The organism is Dellaglioa carnosa (genome assembly GCF_026948345.1).
GTDB classification, from domain to species: domain Bacteria; phylum Bacillota; class Bacilli; order Lactobacillales; family Lactobacillaceae; genus Dellaglioa; species Dellaglioa algida.
Map to the genome: position 1 here is coordinate 102,729 of NZ_JANXLI010000004.1, position 16,633 is coordinate 119,361.

Annotated in this window: 16 protein-coding genes and 1 tRNA gene; 5 read left to right on the top strand and 12 right to left on the bottom strand. The window is 36.4% G+C overall.

From position 1 onward, the window contains the following. Nucleotides 1-63: 63 nt before the first annotated feature. The 10 genes from N0K80_RS05945 to N0K80_RS05990 all read right to left on the bottom strand — a co-directional run bounded on the left by N0K80_RS05945 (nucleotide 64) and on the right by N0K80_RS05990 (nucleotide 9,413). Nucleotides 64-1,401, bottom strand: coding sequence for a polysaccharide deacetylase family protein (locus N0K80_RS05945; RefSeq protein WP_269024112.1), 1,338 nt, complete (start codon nucleotides 1,399-1,401; stop codon nucleotides 64-66). A 116-nt stretch (nucleotides 1,402-1,517) separates the two neighbouring features. Beyond that, nucleotides 1,518-1,754 (bottom strand): Veg family protein, encoded by a 237-nt coding sequence (locus N0K80_RS05950; protein WP_057974710.1) that lies wholly within the window; start codon nucleotides 1,752-1,754, stop codon nucleotides 1,518-1,520. A 92-nt stretch (nucleotides 1,755-1,846) separates the two neighbouring features. Continuing rightward, complete coding sequence (gene rsmA, locus N0K80_RS05955; RefSeq protein WP_057974709.1) at nucleotides 1,847-2,746, bottom strand: 16S rRNA (adenine(1518)-N(6)/adenine(1519)-N(6))-dimethyltransferase RsmA; 900 nt, start codon at nucleotides 2,744-2,746, stop codon at nucleotides 1,847-1,849. Then, on the bottom strand, nucleotides 2,739-3,308 hold the full coding sequence (gene rnmV, locus N0K80_RS05960) for a ribonuclease M5 (RefSeq protein ID WP_057974708.1): 570 nt from the start codon (nucleotides 3,306-3,308) through the stop codon (nucleotides 2,739-2,741). The genes rsmA and rnmV overlap by 8 nt, the downstream gene beginning before the upstream one ends. A gap of 1 nt (nucleotide 3,309) precedes the next feature. Continuing rightward, nucleotides 3,310-4,080, bottom strand: a complete 771-nt coding sequence (locus N0K80_RS05965; protein WP_269024113.1) for a TatD family hydrolase — start codon at nucleotides 4,078-4,080, stop codon at nucleotides 3,310-3,312. Nucleotides 4,081-4,157: 77 nt separating this feature from the next. Next, nucleotides 4,158-6,194 (bottom strand): methionine--tRNA ligase, encoded by a 2,037-nt coding sequence (gene metG, locus N0K80_RS05970; RefSeq protein WP_269024114.1) that lies wholly within the window; start codon nucleotides 6,192-6,194, stop codon nucleotides 4,158-4,160. Nucleotides 6,195-6,339: 145 nt separating this feature from the next. Further along, a complete protein-coding gene (locus N0K80_RS05975; protein ID WP_269024115.1) occupies nucleotides 6,340-6,672 on the bottom strand; it encodes a hypothetical protein in 333 nt (110 codons plus the stop codon). Nucleotides 6,673-6,689: 17 nt separating this feature from the next. Further along, nucleotides 6,690-7,169 carry an NUDIX domain-containing protein gene (locus tag N0K80_RS05980; protein WP_269024116.1) on the bottom strand — a complete coding sequence of 160 codons (480 nt, stop codon included), beginning with the start codon at nucleotides 7,167-7,169 and terminating at the stop codon, nucleotides 6,690-6,692. Beyond that, nucleotides 7,169-8,143 (bottom strand): hypothetical protein, encoded by a 975-nt coding sequence (locus N0K80_RS05985; protein ID WP_057974704.1) that lies wholly within the window; start codon nucleotides 8,141-8,143, stop codon nucleotides 7,169-7,171. Before N0K80_RS05985 ends, N0K80_RS05980 begins: the two co-directional genes overlap by 1 nt. Before the next feature lies 1 nt (nucleotide 8,144). Beyond that, nucleotides 8,145-9,413, bottom strand: coding sequence for a hydroxymethylglutaryl-CoA reductase, degradative (locus N0K80_RS05990; RefSeq protein WP_269024117.1), 1,269 nt, complete (start codon nucleotides 9,411-9,413; stop codon nucleotides 8,145-8,147). 118 nt (nucleotides 9,414-9,531) lie between these two features. Between N0K80_RS05990 and N0K80_RS05995 the strand changes: the two genes are divergently transcribed. The 3 genes from N0K80_RS05995 (at nucleotide 9,532) to N0K80_RS06005 (ending at nucleotide 11,862) form a co-directional block, all read left to right on the top strand. Next, nucleotides 9,532-10,317 (top strand): transporter substrate-binding domain-containing protein, encoded by a 786-nt coding sequence (locus tag N0K80_RS05995; protein ID WP_269024118.1) that lies wholly within the window; start codon nucleotides 9,532-9,534, stop codon nucleotides 10,315-10,317. 78 nt (nucleotides 10,318-10,395) lie between these two features. Beyond that, nucleotides 10,396-11,097: an amino acid ABC transporter permease gene (locus N0K80_RS06000; RefSeq protein WP_146343234.1), complete on the top strand. Its 702-nt coding sequence runs from the start codon at nucleotides 10,396-10,398 to the stop codon at nucleotides 11,095-11,097. A gap of 12 nt (nucleotides 11,098-11,109) precedes the next feature. Then, nucleotides 11,110-11,862, top strand: a complete 753-nt coding sequence (locus N0K80_RS06005) for an amino acid ABC transporter ATP-binding protein (RefSeq protein WP_269008487.1) — start codon at nucleotides 11,110-11,112, stop codon at nucleotides 11,860-11,862. A gap of 27 nt (nucleotides 11,863-11,889) precedes the next feature. Here the strand turns inward: N0K80_RS06005 and N0K80_RS06010 are convergent, their stop codons facing one another. Both N0K80_RS06010 and trpS read right to left on the bottom strand, forming a co-directional pair. Next, nucleotides 11,890-12,807 carry a Ppx/GppA family phosphatase gene (locus tag N0K80_RS06010; protein WP_146303218.1) on the bottom strand — a complete coding sequence of 306 codons (918 nt, stop codon included), beginning with the start codon at nucleotides 12,805-12,807 and terminating at the stop codon, nucleotides 11,890-11,892. 45 nt (nucleotides 12,808-12,852) lie between these two features. After that, nucleotides 12,853-13,869: a tryptophan--tRNA ligase gene (gene trpS / locus N0K80_RS06015; protein WP_269024119.1), complete on the bottom strand. Its 1,017-nt coding sequence runs from the start codon at nucleotides 13,867-13,869 to the stop codon at nucleotides 12,853-12,855. 341 nt (nucleotides 13,870-14,210) lie between these two features. Here trpS and helD point away from each other — a divergent pair, with 341 nt between their 5' ends. Further along, nucleotides 14,211-16,454 carry an RNA polymerase recycling motor HelD gene (gene helD, locus N0K80_RS06020; RefSeq protein WP_269024120.1) on the top strand — a complete coding sequence of 748 codons (2,244 nt, stop codon included), beginning with the start codon at nucleotides 14,211-14,213 and terminating at the stop codon, nucleotides 16,452-16,454. 48 nt (nucleotides 16,455-16,502) lie between these two features. Further along, nucleotides 16,503-16,575, top strand: a tRNA-Thr gene (locus tag N0K80_RS06025). The last annotated feature ends 58 nt before the right edge of the window (nucleotides 16,576-16,633 follow it).

Below are 16,633 nucleotides of genomic sequence, written 5' to 3' on the forward strand. Positions count from 1 at the left end.
TACTCATATTCTATTAATTTAAGCAGCGTTATCTTACCTAATACATCAAACTGCTACACCGTTTTATTTAATAATACGTTCGTCATCTTCACCAAAATATTGATAATTTGCGTGTAAGCTATCACCAAACATTTTGCTAATCGTTGTAAATACGTACCCTTTGGCTTTTAAATTTTTGATAATTGAATCAAGCGCAACGACGGTCGTTGGTTGACTATCATGCGTCAGTATAATTGTTCCTGGATAGGTCGATTGGGTAATAGTTGAGACGGTTCTAGCACTATTTTTTGTTTCCCAATCTCTTGAATCAATAGCCCATTGAATAACAGGCATATTCATTTTAGCAGCAACAGCCTTGTTAACAGCTCCGTACGGTGGACGGACTATTTGTGGCAACATACCAGTTGCTTTGTAAATTTCAGCAGATGTACTTTCAACTTCACTTTGAACTTTATCATCTTTTAAAGTCACCAAGTCAGCATGATTATACGTATGACTACCAATTTCGTTACCAGCGTCTAAAACTTGTTTCGCAATTTGTGGATTTTCTTTTACTCGATAACCTACCATGAAAAATGTGGCATTTACCTTATTTTTAGCCAACGTTTTTAAGATTTTAGGCGTGTTAGCGGGATCAGGCCCATCATCAAAAGTAATCGCTACGAGTTTTTTGTTTTTTGATTCAGGAACAACTTGAGCTTTAAGTTTATCCGAGTAAAATACAGGATCTATTACATGAATAAGTTCTTTACCAGTCAGAGATACAGTTGAAACATTTAACTCATTAGCCGGGAAAGTCACTTGTAAAGAGTCGTTTGAATAGTTAAATTTAATTTTGGCTAATTTTTTTGCCTCAGTTAATCGTAATACTTTAGTAATATCCAAATTTTTATGTTGTTTTAAGATTTCATTTTGAAGTTGCAAAGATAAATCAGATAAATTACCTTTTTTATTAAGCAACTCACTAAGTGCTAAAGGCTGATTTGTTTTAGCGTTCACTAACTGATTATCCATTTTTGCGGAGCCGGATTTTTTGTAAGAATAATCATCTTTTTGATAAGACTGTGCTGTTATTTTGTAATTCACGGCATCCCCATGCTGTGAATTTTTCGTAGCAGTTACGACTACAAATGAATTAGCCTTCTCACTTTTGGCCATCTTTACTGCATTCTGTGGAACCGTAATGTTCTTTGGTAAATAGTTGTACACAAGAGTTCCATTTACCTTCTGTTCGGACGGCTTGGTATGATTAGCGGCGGCATTTAAAATACTTTCTTTGCTTGCCTCTAATTGACTCTCGTGTTTGTTAGCCTCTGTTTTTAAATAGAGTCCTGTCGAACCCCCAATTAATACCAATACAAGAACAACTACTCCAATGATTTTCCCAAAATTTTTATTCATCTACCCTAATCCCTTTATCTAAATTTATTATCTTTTTGACTATCAGATCTCTGATAGCCTTTCGCAAAAAAAAATCTATCATTAATGATAGATTTTATAAAACTTAACCGTTTATGTTAATCTTCAAAATCAATTTCAATATTTTTTGTTAAAACATCAGTATAACTGTATGAGACACGTTCAAATGAATTCTCATCTTGGTTTAAGTCAACTACAAAAATTGCTGGGAATGTTTCACGTAAAATTCCTTTACGTTCTGTAGTTTTCTTTCTACCGGCTTGAGCGACTACCGTTAAGTTCTTTCCGACTTGGGCATCTAGCTTTTCCTTGATGCTTGCTAAAGTTTCTGGCATGATGGGCTTCACCTTCTTATGTGAAACATCATAACATAGTTTCACAAAATTTGCAATTATACCACACCGGACGTTAGTAGTTCAATAAGAAGTTAATTAAATTTCTCTTCGACTTTAATAAGATTATTAGACAAGACGATAAACTCATGGATACTAAGCTTTTCAGCTCGAATTTGAGCAGAGATCTCTGACGCATCTAAGGCTTCTTGTAACGCTTCACGAATTTCAGGTGTCTTCCCATAAATTGATTGCAAATTGTTCCACAAACTTTTACGACGATGAGCAAAGCTTCCCTTAACTAATTTAAAGAAGACCATTTCACTAATTGGACGTTCAACGTCCCCTTCTTTTTGATTCAACACAATAATTGCTGAATCAACATTGGGTTGTGGAATGAATACGGTTCTTGGTACAACAAATGCCACTTCTGCATCCATTTCGTATTGAACGGCAACCGTGAGTGAGCCGTATGTCCGACTTCCCGGGTCAGCCGCAATTCGTTCTGCAACTTCTTTTTGCATCATGACAACGATAGTATCCAACTTAACTGCCGTTTCTAATAAATGCATAATAATTGGCGTTGTAATGTAGTAAGGTAAATTAGCAACTAATTTTAAAGGGTGTTGACCATCAAAATGTTCTTCCACCAATGCAGGTAAGTTAGCTTTTAAAATATCTTGCTCCACAATATCAACATTGTCATAAGGACTTAATGTTTCGCCAAGAACTGGAATCAAATTTTGATCGATTTCAATGGCTAAAACCTTATGGGCACGTCTTGCTAATTGTTCAGTTAAAGACCCAATTCCGGGTCCAATTTCAATAACATCATCTTCAGCCGTAATATCCCCAGCATCCACGATATTCATTAATACATTTTTATCCGTTAAGAAATTTTGACCCAAACTCTTTTTAAAAGTTAAGCCATAAGTTTCCATAATCGCTTTGGTTCTAATTGGTGAAGCAATATCTGGCACATCATTGTTAGCCATGTGTTTCCTCCGTTGTCTCGTTAATTTCTTTCAATGCGTCTGCAAATTCTTCCGGCGTAATTTGAAATAATTTCAGTCGGTTATATAATTGTTTCCCATTTGTATAACCAATTTTTAGGTATTCACCCAATTTTTCACGTTTACTTTTAGCATCCGGACCGGCAATTAAACCTGCCGTTTGTAAATCTTCCAAGCTGATTAAAATTTCACCATCTGGCATTTCCGTGTAGAGATGCTCTAACGCCTCACGAATAGCTTCAACCGAAGCATGCTCTACACCTAGACTACCTTTATGATCTGGGACAGCTTCACTTTTCTTTAAAAAAGCGTGTTGTACACTAGGTACTCGCGCCGAAATTGTCTTACGAATCTTTTCACCAGAAAAATCTGGGTCCGTAAATACTATGACACCACGAGTCTCTTGTAATAATTCAATTTGATCTAATGTTTCATCACTAATTGCCGATCCCCGAGTCTCAATCGTATCCGCATTAACAGCTAAATGGATCCGTTTGGTATCATCGCGACCTTCAACCACAATCACTTCTCTAATTTTTTGCATATTAACCTATCCTAAATAGTTTTTCGGCATTTTTAAATGTTGCCGATGCCATATCGATACTTGAACTTTCTCGAATTTTTGCGATCGCCTCTAAGACATATCTCGTGTAACCGGGTTCGTTACGTTGACCTCGATAAGGTTCAGGCGTTAAGTATGGCGCATCTGTTTCAATTAAAATTCGATCAATCGGTGTCACTTTAACTGCTTCATGAACCTCTTTGGCGCTATTATAGGTCACAATGCCACTATAAGATAAATGCATCCCTAAGTCTAAGAATTTATCCGCCCATTTTGCGTCACCGTTAAAACTGTGCATAATACCACCGATATCTCGGATATCAGCTTCCTTTAAAATGGTGTAAACATCCTCAAAAGCATCTCGATTATGAATTGAAATTGGTAAGTTTAAACTTTTAGCAATTTCAATTTGACGTTTAAAAACTTTTTTCTGGGTTTCTACTGGGGATGTATCCCAGTGATAATCAAGACCCATCTCACCCATTGCGACAACTTTTGGCGTCTGTAGTTGTTCTATCAAGACTTTTTCAGTTTCTAGTGTATATGTTTTTGCTTCTTCTGGATGCCACCCAATTATAGAATACAAGTTTGGATAATCTTTGGCCAACGCTAACGATTTTAAAATACTAGGTTGATCAAAACCAACAATTGCCATTTTAGTGACATCGAACGCTTTTGCACGTTCAATAACTTCAGGGATTTCAGTTTTGAATTCATCAGAATTAATATGTGTATGCGTATCAAATATTTCCATAGGATACCTCCTTTAATTGGTAAAAACGAAGAAGGACTAGAGCAAAACCAAGTTTTGTTTCTAGTCCTCACTTTTATTTAGCCAACAATTGCGCCATTTTTAATCTCTTCATCAACGGTGATTAATTTTAATTTACCATCGTATTCAGCAGAAAGAATCATTCCTTGGCTAATTTCGCCTTTCATCTTACGTGGTTTCAAGTTTGCCACAATCACAACTTTTTTACCTAATAAGTCTTCTGGTTCAGGATAGAACTCTGCCACACCAGATAAAATTTGACGATGATCAGGATCACCGGCATCTAATCTGAATTTCAATAATTTGTCAGCATTTTGAACTTTTTCAACTTGGATAATCTCAGCAACTTTTAATTCATTTGGTTCAAATTGGTCAAATGTCGTTTGAGGTAATGTTAAATTCAACTCAACATCTTCTGGGTTCCAATCTGTAGAATCTTCGTCCGTATGATTAACTGCCATTGCTTTACGCCCCTTTTTCTTATCAGAAACTGTCATTTGATCTTTAATGTAGGCAATTTCTTCTTCTACATCTAAACGTGGGAAAATAGGTGTCCCTTTTTCAACGACCACTTTATTTGCTGGGAAGTCAGAGTAGTTTAACCCTTCAATCGCCATATCGGCTTCATCTAAACCTAACTGGTTGAATATTTCTTTTGGTGCATGTGTCATTACTGGTTGAATTAACACAGCAATCACACGTAGACTAGCGGCCAAATGAACCATTACGCTATCCAACTCAGCTTTACGCGTTTCATCTTTAGCAAGGACCCATGGTTGTGTTTCATCAATGTATTTATTTGTTCTGGCAACCAATTTCCAGATTGCATTTAAGCCATCTGAGAATTGCATTTTATCCATTAATTCCGTGTATTCTGTAATAACGTCTTCAGCCGTTTGACCTAAGTCGCCATCAAATTCAGTCACATTACCATTTAACGTTGGAATTTTGCCACCGTCATACTTATTAATCATAGCAACAGTTCTATTTAATAGGTTTCCTAAATCATTCGCTAAGTCAAAGTTTACTCGCGAAACGAAATCTTCTGGTGTGAAGACGCCATCATTACCAAATGGTACAGCGCGCATTAAGTAATAACGGAGGGCATCTAATCCGTAACGTTCAACTAACATTTCTGGGTAGATAACATTTCCCTTTGATTTAGACATTTTTCCGTCTTTCATCAACAACCAACCATGACCAAAAATTTGTTTTGGTAAAGGTAAGTCAAGTGCCATCAAAATAATTGGCCAATAAATCGTATGGAAACGCACGATCTCTTTACCAACCATTTGGACATTTGCGGGCCAGAATTTGTCAAATAACTCGGTATCATCAGAACCATAACCAAGCGCCGTAATATAGTTTGCCAAAGCATCAATCCAAACGTAAACAACATGTTTTGGATTACTTTTTACTTTAACGCCCCAATTAAAGGTCGTTCTAGAAACCGCAAGATCTTCCAAACCAGGTTTGATGAAGTTATTTACCATTTCATTTTTACGTGATTCTGGTTGAATAAAGTCGGGATGTGCATCATAATAACTCAATAAACGATCTGCATATTTACTCATTTTAAAGAAATATGATTCTTCCTTAACTAATGAAACTTCGTGGCCACTTGGCGCTTTTCCGCCAATCATTTTGCCAGCATCATCACGGAAAACTTCGGCTAATTGTGATTCTGTAAAGAATTCTTCATCAGAAACAGAGTACCAACCTTCATATTCCCCTAAATAAATATCACCTTGTTCGAGCAATTTATCGAAAATATATTGTACTGCTTTTTCATGTTGGTCATCTGTCGTTCGAATAAATTTATCATTTGTGATTTCAAGTGTTTTCCATAATTCTTTGATATCACTAGCCATACTATCGACATAAGCTTGTGGCGTTGTTCCCAATTCTTCAGCTTTTTGTTCGATTTTCAAGCCATGTTCATCTGTTCCCGTTAAGAAGAAAACATCATAGCCTTTTTGGCGTTTATAACGAGCCAGCACGTCGCATGCAATTGTCGTATATGAATTACCAATATGTAATTTACCTGATGGATAATAGATTGGTGTTGTTAAATAAAATGTGGGTTTTTCTGTCATTTTTAAGACCCTTTCCGTATCGTGTTTCATTTGTATTTTGTCATTCGTTCTGTATAAACTCCTTAACAGTATAGCATAGTTTTTTACCGATTTTAAACAATAAAAAGAGACAATCCGCGAGTTTCACAGACCATCTCTTTTAAATTTATCGGGCATATTTTTGAAATTGACGAATAATCATAATTTCTTTTTCGGACAGTTGCCCATCCAAAATAGTAATCAAAATGCGCCCCACTCGTCTTGGATCCCGTTTTAGCGCCGTAATACTAAACGTAATTGCTGCGACCATTAGGGTTAATAACAATCCTTCGCCCTTTGTAAAGGGTGTGCCAAATAACAAGATTGGATTTCCACCAAAAAAACTGACGCCACCAAAGTAGAAAAGGATGAAGTCGAAGAACCGTTGGAAATAAGTTAACCATTGCAACCGTGTCTTAAGACTACTTAACCGAGTAAATATTTCGCTATGTTCAAGCATTTTGCAACAATCCTTCACTATAATTTAATTTCAAATTTGATTAATTGTGAGCCTCTGAAATTCGTCACATATCGATGTGCCTCATTCTTTAATATATAAGGTAACACAGGAATCAGGTCAGGCGTTAGTCCAACGTTCTGTTCATCTAAAGCCCATGCAGTTGAAAAATTAGCCAGAATCCCTTCACGCATTCTTTGCGGATATTGCGTTCCGAACGACTTCGCTAAAGCTACATGAAACAGTGCTATCGTAGCTTGATAATTATTATCCACTGACCACTCAAGATACCCAGTTGGTATGCATTGAGCTTCTGAAACCCGTATACCCGTTTCTTCAGCTAATTCACGAATCATCCCTGCCAACTCAGATTCTGCCGCCTTACGTTTACCACCAATTCCATTCCAAAGACCAACATACGGTTTCTTGAAGCGGTTCAGTAGTAGAAGTTCATCCCCAGCCGTAATAACGGCTAAATTATATTTTGCTAACTCTACCATTATTCAGCAGGTCTAATTAAAAAGCGCATATCAATCGTGTTCATCAATTCTAGCACTGTCATATCATAGGTATGGATAATAACTTCTTTTGAATCCGCATTTTTAGGAACCGTGATAACAAATGCATTTTGTTTATCATTCTTTTGAATTCCGATGTATGCAGATGCAAAGTTAACGTTACTTTTAAACTCAGAATGCATAATATCAAATAATTGACGAACTTCTAATTTTAATTGACGTTCGCTAAAAACAGGTGTTAATGTTGCAAACGTATTTAAGTACATTTTTGGTAATTTCCATGCTTCAAGTTGTGCATCAAATGCTTTGAATAATGCAACCGCCGCACGTCGAGCTTCAAATGGTGCACGTAAGCTGTTTGCCGTTAATATTTCCAATAATTTAAGTGCCGCATTTGCAGAGATAGGATAAAATTCTAAAAATTTCTCAGTGATTTGTTCCGCATCTTCATTTTGGAAGAAAACTAGGGCATCCAAAAGTGTGATCAAACGATACATTCCCCATTCATCTGGGCCGCTACCTTCTTTAGGCTCAGCTGTCACCGTTGCCAAAACACCTTGGTAGAATAATGATCTGACATTATCGTCGATAAACCCATTTTCTTCCTGTAATCTAAAAATTGTTGCATGTAAGATAGTGTCGTATAGTTGGATAGCAGTGGCATTAATTTTATCATCAATATCAAAATCATCCGTTGTCATTTTTAACATTAATTCAGGCGCTTGGTTAAGTTGCAAGAAAAAATGAAATAACTCATGTGAAATCAAATAATCTGGTGCCGTAATATCGGTCACATTAATAATAAAATTGCCATCTTCTAATCGTGACTCAACTTGTTGATGTCTGATGAATCCAACTTTTTCTCCACCACATTGAATTTTGATTTCCCCATCAAATTGTTTTTTAATTTCGGCAATTAAGTTTTGCGTATTTTGTTGTAATATAATTTCAGCCATTTTAACGTTCCCCTTTTCGTCTTAGGTCTTTTAATTTTTGCGTTGCAATTGCAGTATCCGGTCGTATTTCATTTTTTAATAACTCAGTTAATTGTCCCACTTCTTCATTCATAGCGCCAACTTTAACCGCTAATGATTTTAATTGAAGTCCCATATGTCCCTTTTGAATCCCATCAGAAACCAACGCCTTAAGCGCCGCAAAATTTTGTGCCAAGCCGACACTAGCAATCACACTAGCTAGCTCCTTAGCCGACTCAATACCCATCATTTTTTTATTAATTTGAACCATTGGTACGATATCAATTGAGCCTCCAACAACTCCAACAGGCATAGGTACTTTAATTGTCCCAACTAGATTATCGCCAATTATCGTCCAGTTAGTTAAGCCCCGGTACTGACCATCTCGACTGGCGTAGGCATGAGCACCCGCCTCAATCGCGCGCCAATCATTTCCAGATCCAATCAACGCTGCGTCAATGCCGTTCATGATTCCTTTATTATGTGTGACGGCTCGATAAGGGTCAAGTCGCGCTACTCGACTGGCAGAAACAATTTTTTTGGCTAATTCTTGCCCGTCCATATGTATAGAATCAATCAAATAAATTGGCACTGAACAACTCGACTCGACTAATGACTCAGTTGCATAATTAGATAAAATACTCATCAAAACATTTTGGTTCAATTCGGTCCTCAGAACATCACCGACCACTTCCATCATCGTATTGACACTATTTGCGCCCATTGCGGATTGAACATCAATCGCCACATCAATGGAAAGTAAATCATCCGCTAGTTTTCTAACACGCACCCAACGTGCGCCACCACCGCGTTTTACAAGTGAGGGACGGGCCGCATTAGCTACTTCAATTAAATACGCTTTTTGCGCATCAATTTGTTTGATTGCCTTATCCGTATCATCGATATTTTCTAAAATCACTTGGCCAATCATTAAGCGAGAGTCAACTTTTGTCGTAAATCCACCGGCAGACGCAATTATTTTTGCGCCATTATTACTTGCGGCAATCACAGAAGGTTCTTCAGTCACCATTGGAACCGTCACTTCTTTACCATCAACTAAATAATGAAAGGCGACACCTTCTGGCAACGTAAAATCTGCTATATAATTTTCAGTCATTTGATTATTTAACTCATGATTAGGAGAATTTTTCTCTATCTCTTTTCTTGCTTCATTCGAAATAAGACCATCGTTTAATAAGGTATTAAGCCGGTCTTGCCACTTCTTTTGATAAAATTTTATTAATTTTGTCATTTTGTTAGTCCTTTTTATTGTTTTTTACTTTTAGTAAGAAAAATGAATGGTTTCTTAGCTCATTTTACGCTATTATAGAAAGATAATATATTACTTTTAAAAAAAGGGGCGTACTAAAATGAAAAAAATATTAAGTCTTGCCAGTGTGTTATTGATTGCTCTTGCTCTAACAGCCTGCGGCAAATCTAAAGAATCATCATCCGATTTAACACAGACAAAAGATACCTTAACTATTGGTCTTGAAGGTACTTACCGTCCTTATAGTTATCATGATAGCGATAATAAATTAACTGGATTTGAAGTTGAACTTGGTCAACAATTAGCTAAAAAAATGGATTTAAACCCCAAATTTGTTGAATCAAAATGGGATTCATTAGTTGCTGGATTAGATGCTAACAAATATGATGTTGTCTTGAACAATGTCGGTGTGACAAAAGAACGTCAAGCTAAATACAATTTCACATCACCTTACATCTATTCAAAATCAATTTTAGTTGTTAAAAAAGATAACACATCAATTAAAACGATTAAAGATATCAAAGGTAAAAAAATGGCACAAACCGTTACAAGTGAAAATGGCGCTGATGCTAAACGCCTTGGTGCTGATGTCGTATCAACCGATGATTTCTCAAACACGATCAGCTTAATTTTAGATGGCCGCGCTGATGGTACTATCAATAGTAATGACGCTGTTTACTCATACCTAAAAGAAAAACCTGACACAAACATCAAAACAATTTCAACGGGTTCTGAAATTACAGCACTTAAAGTTGCTGGCTTAATTCAAAAAGACAACCCTAAATTACAAAAGAAACTAGATGCGGCACTTAAAGAATTACGCGCCGATGGATCTTTATCAAAATTATCTAAAAAATACTTTGGCAGCGATATTACAAACAAATAAGTTAAAGAAGACTGGTGCAAAATCCATTTTGTTATCGGTCTTTTTTTATTAAACTAGATTAAGAGAGGTTCATCTTTCATGAAACTTGTTATGGATTCACTTCCGGCCATCTTAGAAGCCGGGATACGTTACACTATTCCGTTAACAGTTATTTCATTCATTATTGGGATAATTATCGCCGTAATTACAGCATTAGTTCGTATTTCAAACGTTAAAAAAGGAAGTACTTTCACACGACTATTAAAAATTATTGGTAAAGCTTTCTTTTCATTTTACGTTTGGCTTTTCAGAGGAACGCCTTTAATTGTTCAATTGTTTATTCTGTTTTATGGATTACCTAGATTACCGGCTCCTTATACCGTCGAATTTGGGGCATTCAGCGCTGCCGTGATTGTTTTTTCATTAAATGTAGGCGCCTATGCATCTGAAACAATTCGTGCCGCCATTTTATCAATTTCAAAGGGACAATGGGAGGCCGGTTACGCGATTGGTATGACACATACAACCGTATTATTCCGCGTTATTTTACCACAAGCAGCTCGCGTTTCGTTACCACCTCTATCAAATAGCTTTATTGGCCTAATTAAAGATACCTCACTGGCTTTCTCAATTACGATTGTTGAAATGTTCTCCGTTGGCCAACAAATCGCGGCCCGGACTTATGAACCTATGGTCTTATACTGTGAAGTTGCAGTCGTTTACCTGGTCTTCTGCTCAATTTTAAACGTTGGTCAATATTACCTAGAAAAAAGAACATCGCGTTATATTAAGAATACCTAGGGGGGCTGAATCATGATTAAATTTGAAAATGTTAATAAATATTTTGATCAACACAAAGCATTAAAATCGTTATCATTTGAATTACCAGAACATGAGACAACCGTCATTGTTGGACCTTCTGGGTCAGGTAAATCGACATTGTTACGGTCTTTCAATCTTCTAGAGCAACCTGAGGAAGGTCTCTATTCGTTAGATGATAAAGTAATCGATTTTGCTCAACCCATCAGTGAAAAAACTATTTTAGAAGTGCGTCGACAAACCGGCATGGTTTTCCAAGATTATAATTTATTTCCACATTTAACCGTTTTAAAGAACGTTATGGAAGGTCCGTTGCACGTTTTAAAAGAACAAAAATTAATTGCTGCGCAGCGTGCTGAAGAACTTTTGGAACTAGTTGGTCTTTCAGATCGTGCTAACTATTATCCAAACCAGTTATCCGGTGGGCAGCAACAACGTGTCGCTATTGCTCGTGCAATGGCAATGGATCCCAAATATCTGTTATTTGACGAACCAACTTCCGCGCTGGATCCAGAACTAGAGGCTGAAGTCTTAAAAGTGTTACTTAAATTAGACGTCGAAAAGAATTCGATGGTGATTGTGACGCATAATATGGCCTTCGCAAAAGCCGTCGCTAGTAACATTATCTTTTTAGAAGAAGGCAATATTTTATTTAACGGTTCACCGGATGAATTTTTCAATCATCCCACAGAACGTATTCAAAAATTCTTGTCAGCAATGACATTTGAAGATATTTTACCCAAATAAAAAGACACCGTGTTAAACGGTGTCTTTTTATTTACCTAATTTAGTTGTTAAATAACCTTCACGAACGCCACTTTCAGAGAAAATGACCCCTACGGAATTCAAATACTGACCTAAAGCCACAACTGGTGCAATACCACCTACGATAATATCTGCACGGTTAGAAGCAATCCCACTAACTTGTGCACGCTTTTTAGTTGTCAGCCCTACTAATTCTTCAAAGGTTAATGAAACGGCTTTACGTGACAATTGATAGCCATTAATCGCTTCCGTGTTCACTAATTTTTGTTTTTTTCGATTAAGGCGTCCAATAATTCGATTCGACCCACCAAGTAATACAAGTGGTAGTTCAATCGCTTCTTTTAACCATTCTAACTTTTGGAAGGCTGTTACTAAATATTCCATTAGTTGAAATAATTCTTTACCCGTAATCTGATCGTTTTTTAAATATTTTTCAGATAAAGTCACCGCTCCAAACGGCAGACTTACAAGATGAGCTACTCTTCGATCAACGACATGAATGAGCTCACTACTTGCGCCACCCGTATCCAAAATTAAGCAATCACGAATTGGTAAAGCTTCCATAACACCCATATAGTCGTAATAAGCTTCATCATCACCGCTTAAAACTTCAATATCAGCACCAACGGCCTCTTTAATGCGTCGTAAAAACTCTTTTTGATTTCGCGCCATCCGAACCGCAGCAGTTGCAATACCATGTACGGCAACCGGTCCATAAACGTCGTACTGTTTTTTAAAACTCACTAGCGCTTCAATCGTCCTAGCCATTGCATGTTCCTGCAAAACGCGAGATTTCCCCATCCCTTCAGACAATCGTGTTTCTGACTTTAATCGTTTGATTTCTTTAAATTGCCCATTATCGAGTTGTTCATTAATCGATAATCGAACTGAATTTGAACCCAAATCCAATAAAACAAACTTTTCCATTATTACTCACCTCATACTAAATCAAAGAAACGGTTCACAACAGAACTAGTTAAAATAATTAATCCCAATCGCATCTCTAACTTCGTTCAAGGTTTTGTTAGCAACAACATTTGCTTTATCGCTACCAGCTTTTAGCATCGCATAAATGGCTTCAGGATCTTTAGCCAGCTCAGCACGTCGGTCACGAATTGGTGCCAACTCAGCTTCAAGCACATCGTTTAAGTAACGTTTAATTTTAACATCGCCTAAACCGCCAGCTTGGTATTGAGCCTTAAGCTCTGCAACTTTTTCAGTATCTTTATCAAAAATATCAAGATAAGTAAAGACCATGTTACCTTCAACTTTACCAGGATCTTCAATATGAATGTGATCCGGATCAGTATACATCGACATAACTTTCTTCTTCAATGTCTCAGCGTCATCCGCAAGAAAAATACCGTTACCTAACGACTTACTCATTTTTGCATTACCATCTAATCCAGGCAAACGACCTTGACCCTTTGGTGGGAAAACGCCTTCCGGTTCAACAAGGATATCTTTTTGATAAATTGTATTAAAACTTCTAACAATCTCACGTGTTTGTTCAATCATAGGTTCCTGATCATCACCGACAGGAACAACTGTTGCTTTAAATGCCGTAATATCAGCAGCTTGGCTAACTGGGTAAACGAAAAAGCCAGCAGGAATGCTACGTTCAAAGTTCTTTTGTTGAATTTCAGCTTTAACAGTAGGATTTCGTTCCAAACGAGAAACAGTTACCAGGTTTAAGAAATAGCTTGTCAGTTCCGTTAATGCAGGAATTTGAGATTGTACAAAAATAGTTGTTTTACTTGGATCAATACCAACTGCTAAATAATCCAAGGCAACTTGAATTAAACTATTTTTGATTTTTTCTGGATCACGTGCATTATCTGTCAAAGCTTGTTGATCGGCAATCATAATGAATGTCTCATAATCACCTGAATTTTGCATTGCAACGCGATTCTTCAATGAACCAATGTAATGCCCAATATGTAGTTTACCTGTGGGACGATCTCCCGTTAAAATTACTTTTTTTGTCATAGTTACGCTCCCTTTCTATCTATAAAAAAAGTCCTATTGTTAGTAAATAACAATAGGACGACTGTCTCGTGGTACCACCTAAATTGCAGAACGAATCCTGCCACTTACCGATAAGGAGGTTACCCAAAATTCTCATATATCCAATTCGGCCTGCCATCATACCTTTCAATAAAATCAGTATGTCCCTGTTGTGGTTAGCATTCCTACTTCGCAATAATCAATGAATTATCTATTAGTGTAAGTGTAGCGTGTTCCACACAAAAAATCAAATAATATTAAATACTAGACGAAAATTTCAAAAACCTTTAAACTAGGTCAATAGTACAAGGGGGCCATTAATTATGTCAGAAGAAGAAATTGAACAAGAACGAGTGGACTCAGTTGTTAAAGAAATTAATGAAAAATCAATTAAAACAGCTGAACTGTATGAAAAGGCGCATAAAGAAACATCATCAGTTGAAAAAAACTATGTAGATAACGCAAAAATCAATACTTTTGAAATTGATGATCGAATTGAAACGAATGCCGAAGTCCAACAACAAAAGCAATTAGTTGCAACAACAATTCAGACCGAAGAAATTTTAGAGAGACAAGTCCACACTTTAGAACAGTTAGGCGATTCACCTTATTTTGGCCGCATTGATATCCAAGATGATGGTGATCCAGATCAAGAACAACTTTATATTGGTCTAGCGTCTCTAGTAGATGATCACCAAAACTTTCTGATTCACGATTGGCGAGCGCCCATCTCAAGTATTTATTATAATGGTGCACTAGGCCATGTTTCATACGAAACACCACAAGGAAAGCAAATGACTGAACTATCAAAAAAACGTCAATTTCAAATTAAAGAAGGTAAAATTCTGTCGATGTTTGATACCAACGAAACAATTGGCGATGAATTATTGCAACAGGTCTTAGGCGAACAAAGCGATGCACAAATGAAAAATATCGTTTCAACAATCCAGCAAGAACAGAATACAATTATTCGCGACACAACAAGCGACCTATTAGTCGTTCAAGGGGTCGCCGGTAGTGGTAAAACGTCAGCCATTCTACAGCGCATTGCATTCTTACTTTATCATTCAAGAACGTCGCTAAATGCTGACCAAATCATCTTATTCTCACCAAACCTACTCTTCAGTCATTATATTTCTGATGTTCTACCAAGTTTAGGCGAAAAAAATATGCGCCAAGTCACCTTAGCAGAATTTTTTTCTAATCGATTTCAAGGATTAAAGGTAGAAACATTATTTGAAGACTATGAATCAAATAATGATCGCCACTTATCTGATATAAAAGGTAACAAACAATTCAAAGAAACAATTGAACATTACTTAAATACACTAGAATCCACAGATTTATCTTTCACCGATATCATATACGAAGGGACACCTTTCTTCAAAAAAGAAGAAATCACCCAGATATACACACGTTTGCCACAAAATATGTTATCAGCGGATAAGTTCACTGCAACAAAAAATGCATTAACAAAACGACTAAAAAAACGAATCACCGAAATGTCCACATCTGATCCGATACGAGAAGAAATCGATTCTCTGTCTGACTCCCAGTACGAAACATATTTAATAGACTATAAACGTGATGAATTCGATAATGTAGACGACGAAATTTCATATATCGGTACAATCATTTTGAAAGATCGTTTTAACATTGTTTACGATGCTATCTACAATAACTACTTTATAGATATCTACGAGCAATATGCAAAATTTTTAAAATCTGCCATTTCAGCGGATTCTAAAAAAACGTTCCAATTGAATCTAGAACTTCATAAAATAGCATTGGCAGACGCTGCACCATTATTATTACTACGTGATCTATTGTCAGGGAGCGGTCAAAATAGAAATATTGAGCACCTGTTTATTGATGAGATACAGGACTACTCTCCATTGCAACTTTTGTATTTAAAAAATTGCTTTCCCAATGCCAAACTGACACTTTTGGGCGATAGCGAACAAGCACTGTTCCACGATTTAGTTTTACCAACTAAATTTTTGGAAAATTTAAATCAAATTTTAAAAATTAAAAAAACTAATTTAATTATTCTGAATAAAAGTTACCGATCGACATTTGAGATTACTAACTTTGCAAAATCATTACTACCCGATGGGAATAATATTGAATCATTCACACGTCATGGTGAATTACCCAAAATATACTTTAGTAAAAATCGTTCTCAGGCTCTCTCATCCTTGATAACATTAATTAACGAAAAAGATAAAAGCGGTCAGCCGTTAACAATTATTACTAAAAATATAACAGAGTGCAATATACTTTATAATGAACTCAGAGCATCGGTAGATATTACAAAAATCACGGACGGTGATAGAAGTATCCCGCCTACCACAATTATATTACCCATTTATTTAGCTAAAGGACTTGAGTTTGATTCTGTTGTTGCCTTCGATATTTCAGAGACAAACTATGTATCACAAAATGACCTTGGAAATCTCTATACGCTTTGTTCCCGAGCCATGCATTCATTGTCCATATTTTCGATTGAAGCATTATCTCCATTACTGAAAGGTTCTATAATTGGCTCATCCGTCCATATTGTTTAATATTTAGATTGATTTTTCTCTAGTATTACTATAGAATTTTATAGTAATGCCGCTTTAGCTCAGCAGGTAGAGCATCACCATGGTAAGGTGGGGGTCGCCGGTTCAAATCCGGCAAGCGGCTTTTTATAATAAATGATCACAAAAAAAAGACATTAACTTAATTGTTAATGTCTTTTTTA